Annotated in this window: 24 protein-coding genes and 2 pseudogenes; 15 read left to right on the forward strand and 11 right to left on the reverse strand. The window is 36.7% G+C overall.

Going from position 1 to position 24,421, the window contains the following annotated elements:
• Positions 1 to 88: 88 nt before the first annotated feature.
• The 3 genes from H280_RS0110100 to H280_RS0110110 are packed head-to-tail and all read right to left on the reverse strand — an operon-like array spanning position 89 to position 3,047.
• Positions 89 to 1,270: an ABC transporter permease gene (locus tag H280_RS0110100; RefSeq protein ID WP_020061001.1), complete on the reverse strand. Its 1,182-nt coding sequence runs from the start codon at positions 1,268 to 1,270 to the stop codon at positions 89 to 91.
• A gap of 2 nt (positions 1,271 to 1,272) precedes the next feature.
• The gene (locus tag H280_RS0110105; protein ID WP_020061002.1) at positions 1,273 to 1,947 is read right to left on the reverse strand and encodes an ABC transporter ATP-binding protein; all 675 of its coding nucleotides are present in this window, start codon (positions 1,945 to 1,947) and stop codon (positions 1,273 to 1,275) included.
• A complete protein-coding gene (locus tag H280_RS0110110; RefSeq protein ID WP_020061003.1) occupies positions 1,944 to 3,047 on the reverse strand; it encodes an efflux RND transporter periplasmic adaptor subunit in 1,104 nt (367 codons plus the stop codon). The genes H280_RS0110105 and H280_RS0110110 overlap by 4 nt, the downstream gene beginning before the upstream one ends.
• Before the next feature lie 241 nt (positions 3,048 to 3,288).
• Here H280_RS0110110 and H280_RS0110115 point away from each other — a divergent pair, with 241 nt between their 5' ends.
• From H280_RS0110115 to H280_RS23445, 3 genes and pseudogenes are all read left to right on the forward strand, one after another.
• Positions 3,289 to 4,191: an ABC transporter permease subunit gene (locus tag H280_RS0110115; RefSeq protein WP_020061004.1), complete on the forward strand. Its 903-nt coding sequence runs from the start codon at positions 3,289 to 3,291 to the stop codon at positions 4,189 to 4,191.
• Position 4,192: 1 nt separating this feature from the next.
• A complete protein-coding gene (locus H280_RS0110120; protein ID WP_020061005.1) occupies positions 4,193 to 5,191 on the forward strand; it encodes an ABC transporter permease in 999 nt (332 codons plus the stop codon).
• A 419-nt stretch (positions 5,192 to 5,610) separates the two neighbouring features.
• Positions 5,611 to 5,823 (forward strand): annotated as a pseudogene (locus H280_RS23445) (hypothetical protein); the annotation flags it as partial.
• Between the two features lie 268 nt (positions 5,824 to 6,091).
• On the opposite strand, the gene brnQ2 reads toward H280_RS23445, so the two are convergent.
• A complete protein-coding gene (gene brnQ2, locus H280_RS0110130; RefSeq protein WP_020061007.1) occupies positions 6,092 to 7,411 on the reverse strand; it encodes a branched-chain amino acid transport system II carrier protein BrnQ2 in 1,320 nt (439 codons plus the stop codon).
• A gap of 206 nt (positions 7,412 to 7,617) precedes the next feature.
• Between brnQ2 and H280_RS0110135 the strand changes: the two genes are divergently transcribed.
• Both H280_RS0110135 and H280_RS0110140 read left to right on the forward strand, forming a co-directional pair.
• Positions 7,618 to 8,175, forward strand: coding sequence for an RNA polymerase sigma factor (locus H280_RS0110135; RefSeq protein ID WP_020061008.1), 558 nt, complete (start codon positions 7,618 to 7,620; stop codon positions 8,173 to 8,175).
• Positions 8,141 to 9,574, forward strand: a complete 1,434-nt coding sequence (locus H280_RS0110140; RefSeq protein WP_020061009.1) for an ECF-type sigma factor negative effector — start codon at positions 8,141 to 8,143, stop codon at positions 9,572 to 9,574. Before H280_RS0110135 ends, H280_RS0110140 begins: the two co-directional genes overlap by 35 nt.
• A 666-nt stretch (positions 9,575 to 10,240) precedes the next feature.
• On the opposite strand, the gene cotJC is transcribed toward H280_RS0110140, so the two are convergent.
• From cotJC to H280_RS0110155, 3 genes are all read right to left on the reverse strand, one after another.
• A complete protein-coding gene (gene cotJC / locus H280_RS0110145; protein WP_020061010.1) occupies positions 10,241 to 10,810 on the reverse strand; it encodes a spore coat protein CotJC in 570 nt (189 codons plus the stop codon).
• A 165-nt stretch (positions 10,811 to 10,975) separates the two neighbouring features.
• Positions 10,976 to 11,239 (reverse strand): spore coat protein CotJB, encoded by a 264-nt coding sequence (locus H280_RS0110150; RefSeq protein WP_020061011.1) that lies wholly within the window; start codon positions 11,237 to 11,239, stop codon positions 10,976 to 10,978.
• Positions 11,240 to 11,245: 6 nt separating this feature from the next.
• On the reverse strand, positions 11,246 to 11,461 hold the full coding sequence (locus tag H280_RS0110155) for a spore coat associated protein CotJA (RefSeq protein WP_020061012.1): 216 nt from the start codon (positions 11,459 to 11,461) through the stop codon (positions 11,246 to 11,248).
• A 111-nt stretch (positions 11,462 to 11,572) separates the two neighbouring features.
• Here H280_RS0110155 and H280_RS0110160 point away from each other — a divergent pair, with 111 nt between their 5' ends.
• Together H280_RS0110160 and H280_RS0110165 are read left to right on the forward strand one after the other, a co-directional pair.
• Positions 11,573 to 11,959 carry a VOC family protein gene (locus H280_RS0110160; RefSeq protein ID WP_020061013.1) on the forward strand — a complete coding sequence of 129 codons (387 nt, stop codon included), beginning with the start codon at positions 11,573 to 11,575 and terminating at the stop codon, positions 11,957 to 11,959.
• Between the two features lie 27 nt (positions 11,960 to 11,986).
• Positions 11,987 to 12,766 carry a DUF2935 domain-containing protein gene (locus tag H280_RS0110165; protein WP_020061014.1) on the forward strand — a complete coding sequence of 260 codons (780 nt, stop codon included), beginning with the start codon at positions 11,987 to 11,989 and terminating at the stop codon, positions 12,764 to 12,766.
• A 202-nt stretch (positions 12,767 to 12,968) separates the two neighbouring features.
• Here the strand turns inward: H280_RS0110165 and H280_RS0110170 are convergent, their stop codons facing one another.
• Entirely contained in the window at positions 12,969 to 13,430 is a 462-nt protein-coding gene (locus H280_RS0110170; RefSeq protein WP_020061015.1) for a hypothetical protein, read from the reverse strand.
• Positions 13,431 to 14,237: 807 nt separating this feature from the next.
• Here H280_RS0110170 and H280_RS0110175 point away from each other — a divergent pair.
• From H280_RS0110175 to H280_RS26095, 3 genes are all read left to right on the forward strand, one after another.
• The gene (locus H280_RS0110175; RefSeq protein WP_020061016.1) at positions 14,238 to 14,516 is read left to right on the forward strand and encodes a YkvA family protein; all 279 of its coding nucleotides are present in this window, start codon (positions 14,238 to 14,240) and stop codon (positions 14,514 to 14,516) included.
• A gap of 11 nt (positions 14,517 to 14,527) precedes the next feature.
• Complete coding sequence (locus H280_RS0110180) at positions 14,528 to 15,133, forward strand: DedA family protein (RefSeq protein ID WP_020061017.1); 606 nt, start codon at positions 14,528 to 14,530, stop codon at positions 15,131 to 15,133.
• A 158-nt stretch (positions 15,134 to 15,291) separates the two neighbouring features.
• Positions 15,292 to 15,492 (forward strand): hypothetical protein, encoded by a 201-nt coding sequence (locus H280_RS26095; protein WP_020061018.1) that lies wholly within the window; start codon positions 15,292 to 15,294, stop codon positions 15,490 to 15,492.
• Positions 15,493 to 15,533: 41 nt separating this feature from the next.
• Here H280_RS26095 and H280_RS0110190 read toward each other — a convergent pair whose 3' ends face one another.
• A complete protein-coding gene (locus H280_RS0110190) occupies positions 15,534 to 16,937 on the reverse strand; it encodes an amino acid permease (protein WP_020061019.1) in 1,404 nt (467 codons plus the stop codon).
• Positions 16,938 to 17,201: 264 nt separating this feature from the next.
• On the opposite strand from H280_RS0110190, the gene H280_RS0110195 reads away from it, so the two are divergent.
• Positions 17,202 to 18,356: a cation:proton antiporter gene (locus H280_RS0110195; RefSeq protein ID WP_051094771.1), complete on the forward strand. Its 1,155-nt coding sequence runs from the start codon at positions 17,202 to 17,204 to the stop codon at positions 18,354 to 18,356.
• A gap of 104 nt (positions 18,357 to 18,460) precedes the next feature.
• On the opposite strand, the gene H280_RS0110200 is transcribed toward H280_RS0110195, so the two are convergent.
• Positions 18,461 to 19,366 carry a DMT family transporter gene (locus H280_RS0110200; RefSeq protein WP_020061021.1) on the reverse strand — a complete coding sequence of 302 codons (906 nt, stop codon included), beginning with the start codon at positions 19,364 to 19,366 and terminating at the stop codon, positions 18,461 to 18,463.
• A 472-nt stretch (positions 19,367 to 19,838) separates the two neighbouring features.
• Here H280_RS0110200 and H280_RS0110205 point away from each other — a divergent pair, with 472 nt between their 5' ends.
• Positions 19,839 to 20,315: an Lrp/AsnC family transcriptional regulator gene (locus H280_RS0110205; protein WP_020061022.1), complete on the forward strand. Its 477-nt coding sequence runs from the start codon at positions 19,839 to 19,841 to the stop codon at positions 20,313 to 20,315.
• 9 nt (positions 20,316 to 20,324) lie between these two features.
• On the opposite strand, the gene H280_RS0110210 is transcribed toward H280_RS0110205, so the two are convergent.
• Positions 20,325 to 22,058, reverse strand: coding sequence for an SgrR family transcriptional regulator (locus tag H280_RS0110210; protein ID WP_020061023.1), 1,734 nt, complete (start codon positions 22,056 to 22,058; stop codon positions 20,325 to 20,327).
• Between the two features lie 105 nt (positions 22,059 to 22,163).
• On the opposite strand from H280_RS0110210, the gene H280_RS0110215 reads away from it, so the two are divergent.
• The 3 genes and pseudogenes from H280_RS0110215 to H280_RS0110225 form a co-directional block, all read left to right on the forward strand.
• Positions 22,164 to 23,423, forward strand: coding sequence for an MDR family MFS transporter (locus H280_RS0110215; RefSeq protein WP_020061024.1), 1,260 nt, complete (start codon positions 22,164 to 22,166; stop codon positions 23,421 to 23,423).
• A 225-nt stretch (positions 23,424 to 23,648) separates the two neighbouring features.
• Positions 23,649 to 23,966, forward strand: a complete 318-nt coding sequence (locus H280_RS0110220) for a PadR family transcriptional regulator (protein WP_020061025.1) — start codon at positions 23,649 to 23,651, stop codon at positions 23,964 to 23,966.
• Between the two features lie 165 nt (positions 23,967 to 24,131).
• Positions 24,132 to 24,338 (forward strand): annotated as a pseudogene (locus H280_RS0110225) (NADH dehydrogenase subunit); the annotation flags it as partial.
• Positions 24,339 to 24,421 lie beyond the last annotated feature (83 nt).

Here is a 24,421-nt window from a genome sequence, read left to right on the forward strand (position 1 = left end):
ATGAAAGCGTTTTTGTTTTTTGCGAACGAAAACTAATTGTAAACTATGCAACAAAATAACAAGGTTACCTTTGGCAACCTTGTTTATTTTATTCATATCGCAAGCACTCAATTGGATCTAGCTTCGCAGCTTTATTTGCTGGAAGTAAGCCAAATGCAATACCAATTAACATGGACAGCCCAACCGAGATTAAGCCTAATTTTATTGAGACAACGAGTGGCCATGCTGCAAATATGGATACGATCCAGGCAAAGAAGATGCCGAGTACAAATCCGATCATGCCACCTAAAGCTGTTAAAATACAAGATTCAATAAGGAATTGCATTAATACTTTTCCGCGCGTTGCACCGAGTGCTTTGCGGACTCCGATTTCACGTGTACGCTCTGTGACGGAAACAAGCATGATGTTCATAACGCCGATACCACCAACAAGTAGCGAAATAGCGGCAATACCACCAAATACACTTTTTAAAATACCAGTAAAGTTATCAATCTCTTTTAACATTTCCTGTGGATCTGGTACTTTGAATTTCCCAGTGTGTTCTGGTTTTTTTGCGTCGTTTAATGATTTTACAACTGCATCTTGCACAGTTTGCTTATCTTGACCAGGAGCGATTTTTACTGTGATACTATCATAATTATTTTTGCCGAATAAAACAGGCCAGTTTTCTGCGGGGATGATTCCTTCTTTAAAGTCCGCACCACCCATCATTGCTTTGATAGAATATACACCGACTACTTTGTAAGGTGTCCCTTTTATATCGATATATAAGTTTGGTTCCCATGAAGAGAACAATTTATGGAATGCATCTTTACTTAAAACAATTGTATGTTCTGGTTTGTCTAGATCGGTAGCTGTTAAAAATCGGCCATGTTCAAGTTGGTATCTAGAGGCATCCTCAAAATAATCACCTTTAGCACCAATTACATCAAGAGCTAATTCTTTTTTTCCTGCATATACTTTCGCGTTATTTCTTACATTGGGATAAACATCTTGAACACCAGGGATTTTTAAGACATTGTCATACATACTTGCTGAAATTTTACCGTCCATATCTGAAAAATCTTCTGTGTTATAGTTTACTTGAAATTGATCTTTCTTTTCTTTCCCGATTTGTTCACGAAATTTCGCATTGGTTCCATCACCGATAGAGATAATGGTAATAATCGCACTAACTCCAATAATAATTCCAAGCATTGTTAAAATCGAACGCATTTTATGAGCAAAGATGGAGGAAAGGGCCATACGTATATTTTCATTTAAGTTCAAACTCAACCTCTCCAATCTTGGACGATCTTTCCGTCACGAATTACAATTTGGCGTGCTGCCGCTTCTCCAATTTCCCGGTCATGGGTAATCATTATAATGGTAGAGCCTTGTTTATTTAATTCGTAAAAGAGATCCATAATTTGTGTACTTGTTTTTGTATCAAGTGCACCAGTCGGTTCGTCGGCTAAAATGAATTTTGGGTTATTCACAATCGCACGAGCGACAGCAACACGTTGTTTTTGTCCACCAGACAATTCGTTTGGCAAGTGAGTTGCTCGGTCCGCGAGCCCTACTTTTGTTAATGCAGCTAACGCTCGCTCGCGTCGCTCTTTTTTATCTACGCCACCATAGATAAGTGGCAGTTCTACATTTTGCATCGCATTGAGGCGAGGGAGCAACATAAAGTTTTGGAATACAAATCCAATTTCTTTATTGCGAATGTGCGCTAGTTCTGTTTCTGACATGTTTGAAATATGTTGCCCAGCTAACGTGTATGTGCCTGTTGTCGGTTTGTCTAGGCAACCGATAATATTCATTAATGTTGATTTCCCGGAACCAGATGGTCCCATAATGGAAGTAAATTCACCTTGATTTAGTGTTAGATCAATTCCATGCAGGACTTGAACAATTTCTTCTCCGTTTTGAAAAGACTTCGTGATGCCTTTTAATTCAATCATTTCATGCTAACCTCCATACCATCTTGTAGATCTTTTTCTGGTTTTGAGATTACTTTCTCACCTGTTTGTAAGCCAGAAATCTTTGCTTCGCTATCTGTTTCAAACTCAATGGTAATGGCTTTTTCTTTTGCTTTTCCGTCTTTTACAACGAATACGATGTTTTTATCACCTTTTTTCACGATACTGCTTCTTGGAACAACAAGACCGTTTGCTTCCCCTGATTTTGCCGTTACATAAACATGGAAGCCTGGTTGTAGGTCGTCACCATTATCTAATGTAATAACGAAAGGATAATTAGAAACGGTTTTGTTTTCATCCATATTCTTTAATGGCGTTGTTCCAATTTCTGTTACTTTTCCTGTCCATGTTTTTCCTGATACTGTTTTAGATGTAACAGAAACCTCTTGGCCAACTTTCATTTGAGAAAGTTCGTATTCAGATAACTGGCCTTTTACTTTTAATGGCCCAGCAGTGCGAATTGTCATACCACTTATAGCTGCTTTTTCTTCTGTACCTTTGTTAATGTCTTCAATCATACCATCTACAGGACTTGTTACTGACAGTGCATTTTCTTTTTCTTGAGCGTTTTGCATCATTTGCTTCGCTTTTTCGACTTCAAACTTTTTCATTTCAAGCTGCGCTTCTTGTGTTTGCACTTCTTGTTCAACTGCTTTTAACATGTCACCTGCAGCACCAGATTGTTTCGCTGTTTGTAGTTTTTGTTTTGCAGCATCCACTTGTTTTTGAAGGAGTGAAACTTCTTTCTCAGCTAACTTCTTTTGCATTTCCGCTTCGTTTTTTTCTAGTTTGCTAGATGAGTTGTTATATTTAAAAAGTAATTGTCCTTTTTTAACTTGATCTCCTTTTTTAACTGCAAGCTCATAGTTACCTTTTGTTGGATCAAATGCAATTGTTTCGATCCCGTTTGGAATAACTTCGCCGCCAAATTTTTGCGCATTTTCAATTTTCTTTTCTGTTACTTTATAACCGCTGTATGCCATAGCCGGTGTAGAAGATCCGCCAGCTAAAGCAAAGTAAGAACCAGCACCAATTCCAATTGTTGCTAAACCGACAATTAATAATTTTGTTTTCTTTTTCATTGTATTTTCACCTTTTCGTGTCGTTTTTGTCTCTGTAATTTCTAGTATAAGGGAGGCGTTAAATATGGCAAATTGTTTTATCTTACAAAAGTATTACATTTTTGTAAGATTTAAATGAAAGGTGAATGCTTTCGTATTTTTATAGCAGAGACTCATATGAAAAAGATGATTTTACAGAAAATATTTACAATTTAGAAAACTTTTTATAAAATGGTATAAAAAGGATTGGGGTCATGAGAATATGGCAAAGAGGGTGTTTATACATAGTTCGGAAGTCATTGTGCAACTTTTCTTATCGGTGATCGGAATTATTTGTGTAGGAGCATTACCTGGTTTGTTTCAAGGCCTAAAAGTAGATTTTCATAAATATATAGAAACGATTAAGATGGTATGCAATAGTTTACTACATCTATCATCGATGACGTATATGCCAGTTAGTAATAGTGCAAGACCAACACCAAAACCACTATTTCCACAACTATTTATCCACTATAAAGAAACGATGATTATTTTTTTAGCAGCTTTTTTTATTTCACTTTTAATTGCCTTTTTAATTGTCTATATCGTTTTACGAAGTAATGCTAGAGTGCAGAAGAAAATTAAATCATTTTTACTCTTTCTTGAATCTATTCCAGATATTCTTCTTATTATTGGTTCGCAGCTTTTCGTCATTTGGATTTTTAAACAAACAGGTATTTTAGCTGTAAGTATTTCAGGGGTAGGGGAGCAATCCGTTAGGGGATTACCAATTATTTGTTTAAGTGTACCGACAACGATTATGTTTGTGAAACTAGTATTATTGCGTTTTGAAACAGAACTTGAAAAAGATTATGTTCTATTTGCAAAGGCAAAAGGGCTGGATAGGCTTTATATTTTAAATCATCATGTTTTACGTAATGTGTTATTAAGTACGCTTTTTTTTACAAAAACGAACATTTGGTTTATGTTATCTAATTTGTACATTATTGAATGGATGTTTAATACATACGGCATGTTTGTATTTGTAAGAGTAGCTGCCGCGGAGCATTTCGCAACAGGTATTCCTCTGTTTACAGTTAGTTTGCTGCTGCTTTATGTACCTATTTTTATTATTTTTAAGCTGTTTCATTATCTTGTTCCAAATGCGATGAAAGAGAGGGTTTAAGATGTGGCAACATTTGAAACGTGATAAGCGCTTTTGGATTAGTAGTGCATTCATTACTATATTTATTTTGTTAAGTATAGGAAATACAATTTTTAACGATGGACATATTCGAAGGGTGTCCATTCAGTATAATGAAGATGGAACACCACAAGTACCTCCCTTTCCACCTTCGTTTCAATTTTTGCTTGGAACAGATCAAAAGGGATTTGATTTATTAAATTTAGTAATTGAAGGAGCAAAATGGACAATTGGAATCTCCATACTCATTTCATTGTTACGAATTGTATTTGGTATTTGCTTCGGTGCTTTTCTCGGTATGTACGTAAAGAGAGGATTTCCCAAATTAGAAGCTTTTTTTGATAGCTTTACAATTATTCCGATGGTTATGATTGCAGCTTTTTCATTACGACATGCGATTCAGTTTGATAACGGTGAAGAAATGTCAACTTTTTTTGAACGAGCTTCGTTTGAAGTTATTTTATTAACAGCGCTCGCAGTTCCTACCCTTTCCTTATACGTCGCCAATGAAATTCGTAAGGTATTAACAGAAGAATTTATTGATGCTGCTAAAATTTTAGGAGGAAGTAAACGACACCTTCTTATAAAACACGTGTTTCCACATTTGTACCCAACCTTTGTCATTGTATTTATGCAGCAGTTTGTCCAGGCACTTATTATTTTATTGCATCTCGGTTTATTAAATTTATTCTTTGGGGGAACGATAGAGTTTTATGGAGAAGAGACTGATTCTTTTACTCATGAATGGTCAGGATTAATTGGGGTATACTTCCGTTCTTTATCAGTACATCCATGGATTCCACTTGTACCGATTACCTGTTTTTGTTTAACAGTTTTTTCAGGGAATATGATTGTGAAATGTATTCAGGATGCAGTGGAGAAAGCAAGGTTAGGGGAAAGAAGAGGGCAGGAAGAGATGGAAACGACACAACCTATAACGCAAACGAAGGAAGAATTGTTTGTATTTAAGCATACGATGTAAGGACTAAAAAACCTTAAAAAATCTTTTTTTTAGGTGGGCGAGAGGGACTGGCCGTGCGTAGGAGCGGTCAGTGCCTTTTTTCTGCCACGTGCATGGTTTTAAAACAAAGGTAGGAAATGAGAGCAGGAGATGTTTTGTTTTGCGTAGCATTGATTTATATGTTGAGAAATCAAAATAGGTTTATATAAATTGAAAAAACGATTTAAAACTCCTTTTCACTTTAGGGTGGATGAGAGGAACTGGTCATGTGTAGAAGCGGTCAGTGCCTTTTTCTGCCACGTGCATGGTTTTAAAACAAAGGTAGGAAATGAGAGCAGGGTATGTTTTGTTCTGTGTAGCAGTGGTTTATATGTTAAAAGTAAAATAAAAAGACTAGGTTTTGAGTTGGAATAAAGTTTGATACTTTATTTACACCGAAAGGAACATTAGGTATGAAAAAGTCAAAAGATGCTAAAGATTTAATAGATAGTTTAATACCATTAGGAATGATTTTTGGTTGTGCTATCGGTGTAATTTTTGGCATGTTTTTCAAACCAATCTTTCTAGCATTTACAGTTAGTTTAGGAACTGGAATAGGCTATTTATTTGGAGTTATTGCTTTTGGAATTTATAGTAAGAAGGAGAAATCATAGTTTAAGAATATGAATACCGGTGTAATTATTGCGAGGATAGAGTCTGTTATCATTATTGGCGGGAAAATTTCTGAGCGATTGTGGAGGATTAATAGTAGAAAATGATCAAACTTTTTTATGAAAGTTGAACAATACTTTATAAAGAAAGAACCCATTTTGAACAATCTTTTTCAAAGTGGGTTCTTTTAATTTAACGTAAAATTCGGATTTGCGAGGTGTTATTAGAGCAACCCTTAATTTAAAGCTATACTAGGGCTCCCTAGTCTTCTTATTTTGCAGAAACTTCACCTTCTGTTTGTGTTTGCGGAATGAAGTAGCCGACAATGCCGCCGATAACCGCTGGAACGATCCAGCCAATTCCTAAGTTGTAAAATGGAATTGCACTTGCAAGAGATGAAATGGCAGATGGTATCATGCCGATGTTATCGAGGGCATGAATACAGCTTATAATAAAGGCTGCAATCATTGCGCCGACATACACACTTGGTTTTCTTTTCGTATATTTTTCAATTAGCGATACGAAAATTAAGATAATTGTAATTGGATAAAGGATAATTAATACTGGTAGTGTTAGTTTAATTAATAAGCTTAAGCCTAAGTTAGAGACAACAAAGCTAAATATACACACCCATAGTACAAGTTTTTTGTATGATACATTTGTTAATACATTCGAAAAGTAGTTTGCAAATGCACTCACAACACCAATTGCTGTCGTTAAACAAGCGAAAATAATGGCTAGGCTTAATAATATGTTGCCGCTGGTCCCGAATAACTGGTACATAACCGTTGCTAATAGTTGCCCGCCGTTTTCAAATTGTCCAAGGTGTCCATTTGATGCGCCGATATAGCCTAATGCGAAATAAATGACTGTTAAAAATAACGCCGCAATGCTTCCGCATATAATCGTATATTTCGTAATTGCTTTTTTATCATTTACCCCATTTTGACGAATCGCATTCACAACAATGCTAGATAATACAAGTGCTCCGATTGCATCTAATGTTAAAAAGCCTTCTAAAAACCCTTTGAAAAATGGAATGTCTTTGTAGTCACCAACCGGAGTAGCAAATGAACTTGTTGGTGAAAGAATCACTTTTGTTGCCATAACTGCAATAATAATAAGCAAAATAGGTGTTAAAATTTTTCCGATGTGATCCACTAGCTTGGAAGGGTTTAACGATAGGAAGTAGGTAATCGTAAAGAAAATTCCTGTAAAGAGCAACATAGAATACCAGTGATCTTGGAAAAGTGGTACGATTCCGATTTCGTATGAAACAGATCCTGTACGCGGGATAACGAAAAGCGGTCCAATCGAGAGATAAATAATGATGGCTAAAATTGCCGCGAATTTTGGATGAACACGGCTTGCAAGTGTTTTGAAGCTGCCTCCTGCTAATGCAACTGCAACTATTGCTAATAGTGATAAGCCGACATCTGTAATTACAAATCCTGCGATAGACACCCACATATTCTCTCCAGATGAAAGACCAAGTAGGGGCGGGAAAATCATATTACCAGCACCAAAGAAAATCGCAAATAGCAATAAGCTAATCGAGAGAATTTGGGATGGTTTTAAAGTTTTATGCATTCTATAAAAATCCTCCTAGATTATTTTGTGTCGAAAATTCAAATAATTCGTCGAATTAATGTTTTTATTTTAAAGGTCTGACAACTAGAAAGCAACAGTTAATTTTTAAGAAATTAACTGTTGCTTTACTATGGTGAATAATCATTCTAAGGAAGTGTCACAAAATATAACGCCCATTCGTTATATAGTGTGAGAGGAGGGATTACATGAAAGTTACAAACAAGGATTATGAAAAGATGGAAGAGCTATACGAGCTGTATGAACAAAAAATTTATTATGTGGCCTATTCTATTTTAAATAATGTTCAGCAGGCTGAAGATGCAGTTCAAGAGACGTTTATGACTCTTTATCAGAATTTGGAAAAGCTACGGGGCTTGAACACTCAAGAGCTTAAACGCTACATTTTGAGAATTGCGAAAAACAAAGCGATTGATAACTACCGGAAAAATAAACGACAGGAAATGTTCTTAGAAGAATATCAAAGAGAATTACCGGAAGTAGCAGATGAAAATATTGAAAAGTGGGAACGGAGTGTAATGTCTGAGGTTCAAATTGATACATTGCTAAAAGATTTAAATGAGTCTAACAGACAGGTTTTTAAGTACAAAGTCTTCTATAACTTAACTTATCAGGAAATTTCAAATCTAATGGGGATAACGGAGGTCAATGTCCGCAAGCAATTTGAACGCGCTCGAAAACGAGTACAAAATATGATAGGAGGTATGCAAAATGACGAATTCCAAGAACTCCAAAGAAATGTATGACCTTGCTGAAAAAATCGCTTTAGATGATTTTGATAAACTGGATGAACAACATAAATTTTCAGATACATACACGCACAAAAAGAAATTGTTTATGGAGGAAATTAAGATGAAAGATGGGAAACCACAGGCCAAGCGTAAAAAGAATCGTATTTTAATTGCTGCTGCCTGCTTATTGATCGGCATACCAACAACCGCTTTTGGCGCAGTAAAAGTTTATGATATGATTGTCCAAAAACATAATTATGAAGTAAATGTTTCAGTGACAAATAAGGACGCGAAAAAGATTGACAATTGGTATAAGTTGAAAGTCGGCTATTTACCAGAAAATATGGCAGCAGACGATGACAATGCTATGAAATATTCATTTAAAGATAACTACGCAAAGGGTGGGTTTTCATTTCTTCTTTGGAGAGTAGGGGGAAATTCTAACTTTCAAACGCTGTACTCAAAAAGCTACGAAGAAAAAGAGATAAATGGCAGGAAAGCAGTGATTGTTCATAGAGATACCGGAAGCAACAAATTACCGTTTGACAGAGAGGTCTTTCTCTTTTTTAAGGAAGAGGGGATTATGTTAGAAAGTTTTATTGGCGCCGATGTAAATGAAGAACAAATGATGAAGGTCTTAGGGAACATTTCACTTGAGCCCACATCAAAGGAAAAGGCATCACATACAGCAGATTATGATAAAGATCATTTTAGCAAAGCGGATAAATCAACAAAACCTAGCGTTATTCCTTTGGAAAAAGACAGCAAACAACTATTTAGCGTAGGTCAAATGGTTCCAGTAACCGTAAGTCTCGGCATGGATAACAGCAAACTTGAATATGTCATCGAAAAAGTTGAAGTCTTTGATTCAATCAAAGATTTTAAACAAGAGAACTTTAATGAATATGGACTAGAAAAACTAAGCGATAATAAGGCTTTAGATCAGACGAATAAATTGACACCGTACAAACGGGATGTATATAAAGTTGGAGATGGTAAAGATTCAATTGACAAATTAGTAGAGTCGAAATTAGTTACTCCTAAATTTGTCTACCTAACAACAACAGTGAAAAATATTGGTAAACAGGCAACACAAGAAATCTATATGACTCCATCCCTAAAAGTGCTTAAATCTGAAAAAAATGCATGGAACTATGCTGAAGAAGATGGAATTGACGAAAAAAGTACTATGACAAGCGAAGTTGATTATCTAGAACCTCACGGAAACGGAAAAAGCTTTTACAATATTGGCAGTATCCCGCCAGGACAAACGATGAAGGTTAACTTAGGTTATTTTGTAGATGAGGATAAGCTGGATTCAATCTTCCTTGATGCTTTCCATTACAGTGGGTTTAGTGGCACTGAAAATATGAATGCGAAAGATCGTTGGTGGATTGATATTCGTCAAAAGTAAAAATGATAGGAACAAATAGATAAAAAAGCTGCTTATATTTAGCAGCTTTTTTTAGTGCAAAGAAACTTTTAAAGTTATCCAATTTGTTTCCGAAAATAACAAATTACAGAAATGAAATGATACTGTATGAAAATTGCGAGAGGTAGAGAATTGCTTATACCGTAACAGCGACAGGCTCTTATACAAATTTCTGAAGATGAGTAGGTGCTAGGAACTTACTACACTTTTTCAAAACGAGATTTAGAAATTATAAGTAAGCGAAGGAGGGAAGAATTTCTAAAAGTAATAGAACGACTCGAATACATACGAGGAATGGAATCATTTGCTCACTTTGTTTGAACATCGCCTGTGGCAGAAAAGGGCCCTGACCGCTTATATTCATGGCTAGATGCTCTCGCCCAGCTAAAAAAAGTGGTTTTTATGTTGATTTTTCGTAACTACTCAGCCATACATTTCATTTAGAAGTTTGGTAAGGAGTATAATTGCTGCCATAAAGATAAAAACGGACCTACACCTCGCTGCCTTTCTCTGTTTTAAAACTTTGCGCGGGGCAGGAAAAGGCCCTGACCGCTACTATACATAGCCGGTTCATCTCGCCCACTTAAAAAAATGTTTTTCTATCGGTTTTTCATAGAGTGACTGAGTAGTTACGATCTTTCATATATTTTAAAAATAAACTTGCCGATCTCGTTCTTCTTTTAATATTTCGACTGCTTCTCGAAAGCGCTGGGAGTGAACGATTTCGCGTTCTCGAAGAAAACGTAATCCATCGTTTAAATCGGGATCATCAGACATATTAATGAGCCATTGATATGTGGCTCTCGCTTTTTCTTCTGCGGCGATGTCTTCATATAAATCTGCAATTGGATCTCCTTTTGCTTGTATGTAAGTTGCTGTAAAAGGAACGCCTGCCGCATTGTGATAGAAAATGGCGCTATCATGATCAGCGTAGTGAGCATCAAGACCAGCGGCTATCATTTGGTCAGGTGTAGCGTCTTTTGTTAGTTTATATACCATTGTCGCAATCATCTCAAGGTGTGCAAACTCTTCTGTTCCGATGTCTGTTAATAAACCGATAACTTTGTCAGGAATGGTGTAGCGCTGATTTAAGTAGCGCAGGGCAGCGGCTAATTCGCCGTCAGCACCGCCGTATTGTTCAATTAAATATTTTGCAAGTGTTGGATTACAAGTACTTACCTTTACAGGATATTGTAATTTCTTTTCATAGATCCACATATTTTCCCCACCTTTATCCCGCATTAACGGGCAGTAATACTACCACCTCAAAATTCAGCAAAAGCAAAGAAGTTAGGCGGGAGATAAACTGCCCGTAAAAGCCCGATTGGTTCAACTAATAATCAGTGGGGGATGAAGAAAACCCCCACTGATTAAAGTTTCACTTTACAATTGCCATGGCCAAGGCCCTTTGCTCCATTCCCAAGGAGCTTGTGAATAACTATTTCCAAACTGTTGAAGAGGTCCGTATTTTTCTTCAATTTGCTGTTTTAATAACCTACGTTTATAGGAAAAATCGTTAAATTGTTTAATGGATGTAACATCATCAGGATGGGTATCTAAATATAGGGTGAGTTCTACGAGTACAAAATCGAGTTCCTGCATTTCTTCCATCCATTTATAAAATTCATCGGGAAGTGGCTGCGCCATGATAGCTCACCGTCCTTTTTTGTAAGGATTTTCATAATAATCATATAAAGCAGGCCACAGTGTCCCTTTTTTTAGTGCTTCACTCGGAGAGAATTGCGGTAAGTTTGCTGGCTGAAATCCCATAAATAAATGAGGAGGAGTAAAATAGTATTTCTTTCCGATTGGTGGACAAGGGTCTTGTGGACTGTGATACGGTGTGTATGACCTCACAGATTTATTCAACCTATACACCTCCTTTGGAAAACATCGCTATTATGTATTGTATTCAAACATAATTCTCATTTATGACTCATATACAAAAACTAATAGATGGAAAAGGGGAAGGAGGATAAGATGGCACATTCTGTTGTGTTAGAAGTAAGAGATTTAAAGAAAACATTATACTTTTATGAAGGTATATTAGGTTTTCGGCCAAGTAGAGAGAGGCCGCAATTGGATGTACCCGGGGTGTGGTATGATGCGGGGGAAATGCGGATTTGTTGTGTTTTAAATAAAGAAAAAGAAGTTATGCAGTGTGAACAAGTTCTTCCGAAAATCGAAGTGAATATACAATCCAATAAGGCGGAGAAGTTACTGAAAAATTTAGCTTACTATCAAGTGATGTACACAGAAATAGAAGATTATATAGAGAAGAAAAAAGTGATATCTGTTTATGATCCTGATGGGCATGTGATTCAGTTGCAATTGCCGCATGAGAGCGATAAAGCAAGGGGTGTGTGAATATATAATTATGAGGGGGCAAATATGATGGATCGAGCTTATGAAGAAAATGCGTTATTTGAGCATAAATTTTGGTTAAGAATACTGGGAGATCATGCTCATTTTTTAACGGATGCTTTAGCTCCTAAGGAAAAGGAAGAAATTGAACGAGCGATGTATTTTATACAAAAGTTTGATGATTTGAAAATGAAACTTGGGACTACTGACTTAATTGCATTTGCAAAAGAGGCGAATGAAGCAGCAAATGAAATTAAAAAGTTTAAGTTGCATATTATGCGTAAACAATTAGAAGGAAAAATTGTCATTCATTTTACACCTACATTTCTGAATCACATGGTTAATGAAGTAGAGGAATACATAACAGTACTAAAATATTTAACGGAAGGAAAAGTGCCTCCACTGTTTCATGAATTACACCATCATCTTCTTTGGCTATCAGATGCTGCTGGTCATGCAGGAGCTATTTCAAGCGAATTAGACCTTGTCGAGAAGCGTTTAAAGGAAAAGAGTGACGAATATGAAAAGCATTTTGAACAATTTTATTTAAAAGCTGTTGAAATGACTGGTTATTTACGGACAGAATTGGCATCTTTCCCTGCTTTAAAGAAGTTTACAAAAGATGTTTCGCTGGAAATGACTTTATTTTCACGTTTTCTTCGTGAATTAGAAGAGTTAGAGTTATCGGAGCAAGTGCTAAGTTCATTTTCGGCAAGAATGGCAGATCATATGGCAAGGGAAGAGTGCTATTATTTATTAAAACTGGCGCAGTCTTCGGGGATAGAGATTCCGAATTGTAAACCTTTTTAAAAACAAAAAAGCTAGATTTATTCTAGCTTTTTTTCACACTTATTTATAATTTAATAAATTAATCAGCAAACAATAAAAAATGATAACTATATAATCTTTTGGTGAAAAGGAAAATCATTTGGCGATTCATCATATCTTTTCTCGTGTTTAAATCCAGCGTAGCTCATATCTCTTTTTCCGACAATAACCTCTGGTATTTATTCTACTTAGCTTTGATTTTCTTTACGATGGATTGAAGCATATTAACAATCTCTTTTTCAAAGGTCTTATACAAAGCATTGTTTGATAACGCAACAAATAGCAATATAAGACAAGCGACTTTTATACCGCTATCAACTGAAAGATTTTTAAAGTTCCATTCCTTTAAAGTTTTTTCTCCGATGTTTACGATTGAGAACGCACCTGAAATATATGTAGCTAAAAAATGTGCCCGGTAAAATGGTTTTAAAAACCTATCTGAATCGGATTTCCAAATATAAATAAAATGTAATAAAAATGAGAATATAGCTGATAAAATACTAGACGCTACTAATATGGAAAGAAATGCTCCTATTGAATCTGGATCCATAAACATTGAAAGAAATGGTGATGTCCAATTAGAAACTTGAAGTCCAAAGATTACTGTAAAAAAATACATAATTAAATAATAGAAATAAACAAACATATAGTACTCCTCTTCTAAAAAATAATAAAGTAAACGATTATATTTTGTGGTTCTGGTGCGGATATTCTATTTTCTTGAGAAATTGCTTTGCGGCCTTGTTGTTTCTGTCGGAATCTACTGGATTTTTCCTTGGATAGGTGTTTCATTAACTTCATGGGAATGATTATATAAATCTATTTTTATTTCTCGGCATATAAATTGCTGCTATGCAGAATATAACAGGACCGCTACTGGTTTGCTTCCTTTGTTTTAAACCTCGCATGCGGCAGGAAAAGGCACTGACCGCTCCTATGCACGGCCAGATGCTCTCGCCCTCCCTAAAAAGAAAGGAGGTCTTTGCGTCGATTTTCAATTTGTATTTATATAGTTTTTGACTATTAACAAAATCATGTTTCCACTTTGAAGTTTTTGTGTGAGAACCACATTTAATTAGAATAATTATATTCTGTGTTACCGTCAATCATTTTTTGTAATAAAGACTTTCTTTCTGCAAGCAGACCGTAAAGTTCATCGGGAGAGGCTATTCACTGGATGATAATCTAGCATTCATACATGATAGAAATCATTGACTTTTCACCTGAAACCTTTTAACATAGCGGTATAAAACATGTATATAAAGGGGAGTAGCTCTAGCAGCAAAGTCGTCATTACAGGGAGAAACCCTCGGCTTTGTTGGCAACAATTGTGTTGTTAGTGAGACCTTTACCAATCATGGTAAGGGCCCCTTTTTGTCTTTTAAGGACCTTTACTATTTCGGTAAAGGTCCTTTTTGTATGTGTAATAAGAGACCGAGAGAGGAGAAGGGATATGAGAAAGTTGTGGAAAAGAGTACGTCTCATCGTTCAAGTACGTAAATTCATTCCGTTTTTAGGTGAATTCTTTCTATCGAGGGATGTTGAATTGAAGAAGAAAATGCTTTCTATCTTATTCTTATGTGGATATGTCATGTTTCCGTTTGACATCATTCCGGATTTTTTATTGTTTTTTGGTGTACTAGATGATGTAGCGGTCATTTTGTTTATTTTACAGCGGATTGTGAAAATGGCTCCTGTTCATTTGCAGGATAAATATGGATTAATAGAATAGGAGAAAGATAGATGGAGCAACTGATTTTAGATTTTATTCATTACTTAAAACAATTTTCTTATTTTGGCGTTGTGTTAGCTTTAACGTTTGAATTTGTCCCAGCTGAAGTTGTCTTGCCGCTCGTTGGTTATTGGGTATATGAAGGTGATATGAATTTTTGGGTTGCTGTTTTAGCGGGAACAATCGGAGGAACGACAGGGCCGTTAACGTTGTATGCTTTAGGATATTACGGAGGCCGTCCTCTCGTAATGAAATATGGAAAGTATTTCTTTATAAAAGAAGAACAGATTCAAAAGGCAGATCAATTCTTTGCAAAGTATGGTCCGGTGGTAGCATTTACAGGGCGATTTGTTCCAGGTGTACGGACACTTATTTCGATTCCATGCGGCATGGCAAAAATGAATATTTGGCAGTTTATTATTTATACATTTGTTGCGATGTTCCCGTTAACAGCGCTGTATATTTACGTTGGAATGAAACTTGGCCCGCATTGGCACAAGGCTGGCGCTATGGTAGAGCAGTATATGTTGCCAATGTTAGGGGTTATAGCTATTTTCTTAATTGGGTTTGTAATGTACAAGCTTATTAAGAAAAAAAATAGAAGAGAATGTGAATAAGAAAGCCGCCTTATTTTGGCGGTCAGTTCCTTTTCCTACCACGTACAAAGTTTAAAACAAAGATAGACAGCAAGTAGCGGCGACTTGTGTGTTGGAAAGTCAGGTTGGATTTATATATGTTAAAATAGAATAGAGATTGTGTATAAGGGGCGGATAATGTGTCGAATCGAAAGATAAAACAAATTCTTGAGTATGTCTGGGTTGGTATCGTGCTCCTAGTCGGATATAAATTTTTGGGAGATAAAAGCCTGTGGATGCTTTTTTTAATAACCTTTGTATTAGGAGGACTAGGAGCATTGTTTATTAACTTTTTCTTTGATAGTATGGAATCTTGGAAAAAGAAGAAAGAGCAAAAATGATAAAAAAAAGCAAGCTCACTAAGGATAGCGAGCTTGCTTTTTTACGCTTCTTTTTTTTCATCGTTTGGCTTAGAAAGGATTAAATGACTGTTTCGTTTTGAGTAGAAAAAGTATACACATAAACCGATTGTTAGCCATATCCCGAAGCCAATCCATGTTTCTTTTGAAAGGTTGAACATCAAGTATAGACAACAGCAAATTGCAATGATTGGCAAAATAGGGACAAATGGAACGCGGAATGCTCTCGGTAAGTTTGGATGCGTTTTTCGTAGGATGAGTACAGCAAAGCAAACGAACGTAAATGCTGTTAATGTACCGATACTTACAAGGTTTGCAAGTATGTGTAAATCTAATAAGCCAGCAAGTGCTGCAGCGCCAATCCCCATAATCCACGTGTTTACTAAAGGGATTTTAAATTTTTCATTTACGCGAGATAATGCTTTTGGCAGTAGCCCATCACGGCTCATCGCATAGGAGACGCGTACTTGTCCATACATAACGACAAGAATAACGGTTGTCATCCCCGTCATTGCCCCTACAGCTAGGAAACTAGCAACTGTATCTTCACCAACAAACCTTAATGCATAAGCAACTGGATCTGATACGTCTAGTTGTGTGTAAGAAACCATCCCTGTTAATACAAAAGAAACAATGATATATAGTACGGTACAAATAAGAAGAGAACCGATAATTCCAATTGGCAAGTCGCGCTGCGGTTTCTTTGTTTCTTCGGCAGCAGTTGCAATCGCATCAAAGCCTAAAAAAGCAAAGAATACAGTTGCAGCTCCGGCAATAATGCCGTCGTAACCAAATGGTAGAAACGGTGTCCAGTTTTCTGGTTTTACATATTTTGCGCCGGCAACGATAAAAGCAATGATGACGGCTAGTTTAATGAGTACCATAATATTATTGATACGTGCGCTTTCGCGAATGCCTCTACTTAAAAGTAATGTAATAAAAAGGATAATGAGTACTGCTGGTAAATCAATGAAGCCTCCTTTTCCTATACCAGGGGCAGAGGCGATGATGGCCGGGAGTTTGATTCCAAATCCAAGGAGTAGTGATTGTAAATAACCAGACCAACCAACGGCAACAGCAGCAACAGCGAGTAAATACTCGAGCATTAAACACCAACCGACGATAAAGGCGACAATTTCTCCAACTGTCATATAAGCATATGTATAAACGCTTCCTGAAATCGGAATAGAAGAGGAAAACTCAGCATAACAAAAAGCAACGCATGCACAAGTGAAGGCAGCGATGAGAAATGATAGCATAATCGCAGGACCAGCGTGCTTTGCTGCAACAATCCCGGTTAAAACGAAAATGCCTGTCCCGATTACAGCTCCAATGCCTAAAAAGGTTAAATCAAGAGCACTTAATGTTCGATTCAGCTGACGAGGTGCTTCGGTCGTAAGGGGTTTCTTTCGTAAAAGTGTTTTCAAATTTAAATCTCCTCTCCGTAAAATGGTGGTCTTACTCCCGCTAAAACGGGATCGATACAACTGCGAGGTTTCGTAGCACCTAAGAGAATGAAATAGAGAGCGGAGATTGTATAGTATATACATACAATGGAGAGTGGTGCAGTTGCACTTTTGGAATAAATATGTAATTTTACTTGTGAATTTATCATAATTCAGAATATTTTGTCAACTAAAATTATAATAAATAAAACGACACATTTAAGCAAACACTATCGTAAGAAATGAATGCATTTTTTAGTAGGAGAAGATAGCATGTTATTTTATTTTGAACTTGTCATCATTTTACTTTGTACAAAACTGGCCGGTGATATTAGCGTAAGGCTTGGACAACCGTCTGTATTAGGAAAGCTAATAATTGGTATTGTGATTGGTCCAGCAATGCTTGGCATTATTAATAGTTCTGAGCTCATTGATGAATTAAGTGAAATTGGTGTATTGCTTCTTATGTTTATGGCCGGTCTTGAAACAGATTTAGAGGAATTAAGCCGTAATCTTACATCATCCTTTGCTGTGGCGATAGGGGGAATTATCTTTCCGTTTGTCGGCGGATATGTTGGGGGTCTTTTGTTTGGAATGGTGCAGGCGCATGCGATTTTTTTGGGGCTACTTCTTTGCGCTACTTCTGTTAGTATTTCCGTGCAAACATTACGAGATTTAGGAAAAATGAATACGAGGGAAAGCATAACGATTTTAGGAGCAGCTGTATTTGATGACGTGATTGTTGTTATATTACTAGCATTTGTAATGAGTTTTCTTGGGGCGCAAGATGTGAATGTAACGATCGTCATTGCGAAGAAAGTCATCTTTTTTGTTACAATTTTTCTCATTAGCTGGAAGGCTGTTCCGTTCATTATGAAAATTTTGTCGCCGCTTCGCGTTTCGGAGTCATTAATTAGCGCAGCGCTCATTATTTGTTTTTCCTTTGCTTATTACAGTGAAATGATGGGGATTGCTGGGATTATTGGAGCGTTTGCAGCTGGAATTGCCATTTCGCAGACTACATATAAGCATGAAGTAGAACATAAAATTGAGCCGATTGCCTATGCTATTTTTGTTCCAATCTTTTTCGTAAGTATTGGGATGGAAATCACGTTTCACGGATTAGGGAATCAAATATGGTTCATTGTCATTATGACTGTTATTGCTATCTTAACAAAATTAATCGGCTCAGGACTTGGAGCTCGGTTAACAGGATTTGATTTACGTTCCTCTATTAGTATTGGTGCAGGAATGGTATCAAGGGGAGAAGTAGCACTCATTATTGCTTCCAATGGATTAACTGCAAATTTATTGGCGAAAGAGAGTTTTACATCGATTGTCATCGTTGTTATTTTGACGACGATTATTACGCCGCCACTATTGAAGAAGTATTTTGTGTGAGAGCTGGCAAAGGCATCTATGTGCCTTTGCCAGCTCAATTTTTGTATCAATTATCGGCGATTCGACACGGAATAAAGACCTTTCGACGATGTTCGATACGATTCTTAATGAGTCTTTGCCAAGCGGGTCGATGTATATGAAGTCGTACTAGATTTGAAGTGCGAAAATAAGTAACAGCCACCGATCACAATCATACTTCCGACGATTTGAATCCACGTCATTTGTTCCCCTAATAAGAGAAACGCTAAAATAGCAGTGAAAATCGGATTGAAATTCAAAAAAATGCCCGCTGTAGTCGCCCCTAATTTTTGGACGCCGATATTCCAGAAAACCATACATAACACAGTTGAAATTACACCTGTGTACAGGATCGATCCTAAGAACGAAGCGTTTACATTTGAAATAGTGAAATCAGAGATATTAAAGGGAATCAATATGATAATACCAAAGATACCAGAATATAAAGTAGACATCATTGGCGTTGTCTTTTTCGTTGCCCATCTACTGCAAACAGAATAAATGCCCCATACGCATACCGCGGCCATCATCCACCAATCACCAATATTAAAATGTAAAGAAAACAGCATATCTATTTTTCCTTTTGAAAGAACAAGCGTAACCCCGAAAAAGGAAATAATCATCGATGTGACTTGCCATATATTCATTTTTTCTTTTAAAAATAGCGCCGAACAAACAGCGATCGAAATCGTATTTAACGTAGAAATAAGACCAACATTTGTTGCTGATGTGTGCTCTAACGCCCAAAATTGAAAAATGTTAAAGAAAACAACGCCAGTAACCCCCATTAGAAATAAAGGGAGAATTGCCTCTTTTGGCGGGAATAGTTTCTTTTCTTTCAGCCAAACAATGGGGAAAAGGCAAATGACTGCAATGCCCCAGCGAAGAGTCGTAAGTGTCATCGGCGAAGCGTGCCCGACAAGAGATTTTCCCACAACGAAATTTCCGCCCCATAATAGGCTTGTGATAAGTAATAAAATAACATAAGGCATAATACGAGTTAGCTCCTTTTACAAGAAAGTAGGGCTTGCGCATTGCCCGTTTGATGAAAGAAAGCCACTGTGCACGGTGGTGTAATACATATATATAAATACAAGTTGATTTTTTAACATATAATTCGCTGTTATGCAGAACAAAACATGGCCGCTACTTGCTTTCTACCTTTGTTTTAAACTTTGCACGTGGCAGGGAAAGGCCTTGACCGCTTCTATGCATGGCCAGTTGCTCTGGTCTCCTTCCCTAAAAAAAGTGGTTTTTATGTCATTTTTTCAATTTGTATTTATATAATTTAAACTATGTAAATTGTAGCATTTTTCTTGTTTGTCATATATATTATTTTGTATAATTAGTAAAATTCGAAATAATATAAAGTGATTATGCTATTTTGCGAAATTTTGTTCATTTTAAGTGCGGTTGTTATGTGTTTTCGCGAATAATCGTTTGCTTTGAAAAGGGAGATTGGAAATGGAACAGTTAGATCATTTAGATGTTCAAATTTTAAATGTGCTGCAACAAGAAGGGCAACTAAGTAATGCCGAGGTTGCGCGCCGCGTTAATCTTTCGCCGCCAGCTACACATGCGCGGGTGAAACGATTAGAAAACGAAGGATTTATTAATCGGCAAGTCGCCATTTTAAATCAAGAGAAACTTGGATTTGACTTATTATGCTTTATTTTTGTCAGCACAAATATTCATCAAGCGGAGAAGCTCGAAGTGTTAGAGAAAGCGATGCGCGAAATGCCAGAAGTATTGGAATGTCATTGTTTAACGGGAGAGTATGATTATATTTTAAAAGTGGTGCACCGCGATCGAAATGAACTGGAACGTTTTATTCGTAAACTAAATATGCTCGGCATTACGAGAATTCAAACGAGTTTGGCGCTAAGGGAGATTAAGTATTCTACTGTGTTGCCGTTGCAAGGAGAGGGCGGAGCTAGTTAGCTCGGCCTCTTATGCATGAGGACGAATCCACAGTTTGGCAAAGTCAGTCCATCCGAACGAGTCGATGGTGACATTTTGCAAGGCAGATGGGAAACTTCTTCTTTTTAAGACATGGTAGTAAAAGATAAGAAGGTGCTGGTCACTAAGAAGCTTTTCGATTTCATGTATGAAGTCGTATCGTTTTTCTTTATTTGGCTCTGCTATAAAACGGTCAAGCATGCCCTCGATTTTCTCATGATAATGAGGATGTCTGAAGCGATGAACGAAGCAGCTTTTATTTTTAAAGATATGTACAAAAGCCATTTCAAGATTAGCGTCGAGTACTTCGCCTGTTAAAATGATATCGGCTTGCTTAGCAATTTCTTCGTTAAAGTAATCAGTGACTAGAAAAGGATGAAGCTGCAGACGTATGCCGAGTGGTTCACAGCGTTTTTGTAACCAAATCGCATCGCGCTCGCTCCCTTTAAATGCAAAGAAATAGATGTGTATAATCTCTCCATTATATGTACTTTGTTGCAAGTATTCTTTCGCTTTCGATAAAGATGTTTTTTTATGCATCATACGGCTTTTATCGGGAAAGAAGCTATAAGCCGGCATGGTCCGATTATCACCAAGGTCTTGAATTAACGATAGGGGATCCATGATTTCTGCCCACGCTTTTCGGAAAAAGATATCATGCTGCGGGCCATGTTTTTGGAAGTTAAATGCTGCGTATATACAGCCGATTTCTTCTGTTTCCACTGCCTTTTCTTCGTTGCACCCCGTGTTTGGTAATTCGTAATTTGTTTGTATTTTTGACTGCTCTGGAATAAACCAAAATTCAATCTGATCAAGGAGTGCCCGCTCTTTAAAATAATCTGGAAATGCTTCTAAAATAACATTATCTTCGGTAAAGCTTTTTATTTTAAAGGGACCTGTACCACTATACTGATGAGTTTGAATCATTACATCATGCGGTAAAATGGATAATTGTACAGAGCTTATGTAATGTAGAAAAAAGCGATTTGGTTTTCGTAAATGAAAGATAACTTGCAGAGGAGATGGATTTTCTATTTTCGCAATTCCCTCTGTTAGCCAGTCAAAAGGAGATTGAACGGCCTGCAACCTTTCGAAGGAGAAGATTACATCTTTTCCTGATAATGTTGTTCCGTGATGAAAGCGAACACCTTTACGTAAGTAGAATATCCACGTGAGTTGATCAGCGCTTACTTCCCAAGTATGTGCTAAATGCGGCTCGATTTCGTCCGTTTTCTCGTTATATTTCACTAATGTATCAACGATTTGGCTAATCAGATGACTTTCTGTTGTCACAGCTGCAAAAGCCGGATCGATGGGGAGTAATTTTCGGTTATAAGGAATTTTGAGCACATCATACAGATCGCCGGAAGTTTTATATCCAAAATAAGTATTTAATCGTTCTTCTATTTTTTCACGGAGTAAGAAAGGAAGCGGTTCTTTTAATAAAAGGAAGACTTCTTTTAATTTTTCATTTTTTAAAAGCTCTTCAACATGTGGTAAAATCGCTTCTCCGAACGTTTGCAGAAAGTAAATTTCCGTTTTATTTCCTCGGCCTCTCCCTGGTATCCAGTCAATTAGTTTTTCTTCACTCATTTTTTTCAGTAAAATCTTCACATTTTTTGTACTGCAAAATAAAATAGTTGCTAGTTCTTGGAGACTATTTTGAATGTGTTGTTTATTTGGAAAGGAAAGTCTTAGCCGAATATAGTGGTCCATAATTTTCATATTATCATCTCCTTTTTCTAAAAGGGGAAACTCTTCTGAATATTTTAACCTTTTTCTTCCTCTTTTTCAAAGTAAAATGGAGAAACAAGAAGGAGGGAGAAACAGATGGGATTTTGGTCAATGCATCGCAACATTAAAATTAGAATTATTACATCCTTTTTAACTCGGACAGTAGGAACGATGATTTTTCCATTTATGGCGATTTACTTCTCCATAAAGTTAGGAGCAGCATTAGCGGGGTTCCTATTGTTATTGAACGTAATTGCGTCACTCATTGTCGGTTTATATGGCGGCTATATTGCCGATACATTAGGACGGAAAAAAGTTATGATTATTGGACAGGTAATTCAAGTAGTCTCTATTGCATGTATGGGAGTTGCGAACTCAGATTATATAGATTCACCTTGGCTTACATTTGTATTTTTACTAATCAATAGCATCGGTTCAGGCTTGATGAACCCAGCAACAGAAGCAATGTTAATTGATGTAAGTACACCGGAAAATCGAAAAATGATGTACAGCATTAATTACTGGGCAATTAATTTATCGATTGCGATCGGTGCGATTTTCGGGGGACTGCTCTTTGAACACTATCGTTTTCAATTATTTATACTGCTGACAGGTATTGCCGTATTAACGCTGTATTTAATTACAGTTTATATGGAAGAAGTATATGTCGTTCAAAAGAAGGTAGAAAAGCAAAACGTATTAACAGATATGGTAAACAATTACCGAGTTGTCATGAAAGATAAGGCGTTTATCATATTGTGCTTAGGAAGTATATGTGCATTATCATTAGAATTTCAAATTAATAATTACATCGGCGTTCGTCTGCAAAAGGAATTTGAAACGATAACATTTTCATTCTGGAACGGAAATAATTTTGATTTAACAGGGATTCGGATGCTAAGCTGGATATCCACTGAAAATACAGTATTAGTTGTGTTATTTTCAGCGCTTATGGTAAAAATCATGAATCACTTTGATGACCGGAAAGTACTGTATGCAGGTTTATTTATCTATACAATTGGGTTTACGATATTTGGAGCAAGTAACAGTCTATGGATTTTATTACTGGCAGGTTTGTTCCAAACAATTGGAGAAATGATGTATGTGCCAGTAAGCCAATCGATTCGGGCAGATATGGCAAGGGACGATGCGAGAAGTTCCTATATGGCCATTACCAGCATGGTCTTCCAAATTGCAAAAATGGTTGGAACGCTCGGTATTATGATCGGTTCTGTTATTGCTTCTTGGGGAATGAGCATTTTGTACTGCCTGATCGGAATAAGTAGTATTCTCTTATTTAAGAAAGCGGTAGATATGTATCATCTTCAAAAGGAGAAAGTAGAGAAGATAGGGTAATGTGAAGGCTACTTGTAATGATCTAAAACCCCTTTCTTTTTAGATGGACGAGAGGGACTGGCCGTGCATAGAAGCGGTCAGTGCTTTTTTAATTGATGTATATCTTGTATTACAAGTTAGTGTGTGTTATTTTATGGTTATAACACTTGCATTGCAAGTTATTAGTTTAATTATTTACCTTGTATTACAAGGTATTAAGGAGTATGTACAAAAAGGAGAGAGACAATGGCTGATTCAACGCAAATGCTAAAGGGCATTTTGGAAGGCTGTATTCTAGCCATTATTCAAGAAGGAAAAATATACGGTTATGAATTAACGGAGAAGTTACATAGCTATGGGTTCCATTCCTTTAGTGAAGGAACTATTTATCCTTTATTATTACGTATGCAAAAAGAAGGTTTGCTAACAAGTGTGTTAAGGGAGTCAACTGCTGGCCCAAAACGAAAGTATTATCTTTTAACAGAATTAGGGGAGAAGGAACTGGATAGTTTTAAAGAGCGGTGGAACGATTTAAAACGATCTGTTGAAAATGTGATAAAGTGAAACTTCCATCGGTGGGAGGTTCTTCATCACCCACCGATGGTTAGTTGAACCAATCGGGCTTTTACGGGCAGTTATCTCCCACCTATCTTCTTCGCTTCTCTCTCAATCTTGAGGTGGGAGTCTTACTGCCCACGAATAGCGGGATAAATAAAGGGGGACAATAACATGTTATCAACGAAGTCAGAACAGTTTTTAATTGAACTGAGAATGTATTTATTGCAGCGGGGCAAGAAAGATGAAGATATCAATGAAATTGTAGACGAGTTAGAAATTCACTTAACAGAAGCTGAAAAAAGAGGGCAGAGTGTAGATCACATTATTGGGGAAAGTCGTAAGCAGCACATGAAGAATATCGGGAAAGAATTGTCTGTGTTGTTATAGGTGTGTTTTTAGCAATCTATTTCTACAGGAAAGCGAAAAAGCAGCAAGTTATTGAATAAGATAATAGAAAGCAT

Origin of the sequence: Bacillus sp. 123MFChir2 (assembly GCF_000383235.1) — a bacterium.
In the GTDB taxonomy this organism is placed as follows: Bacteria; Bacillota; Bacilli; order Bacillales; family Bacillaceae_G; genus Bacillus_A.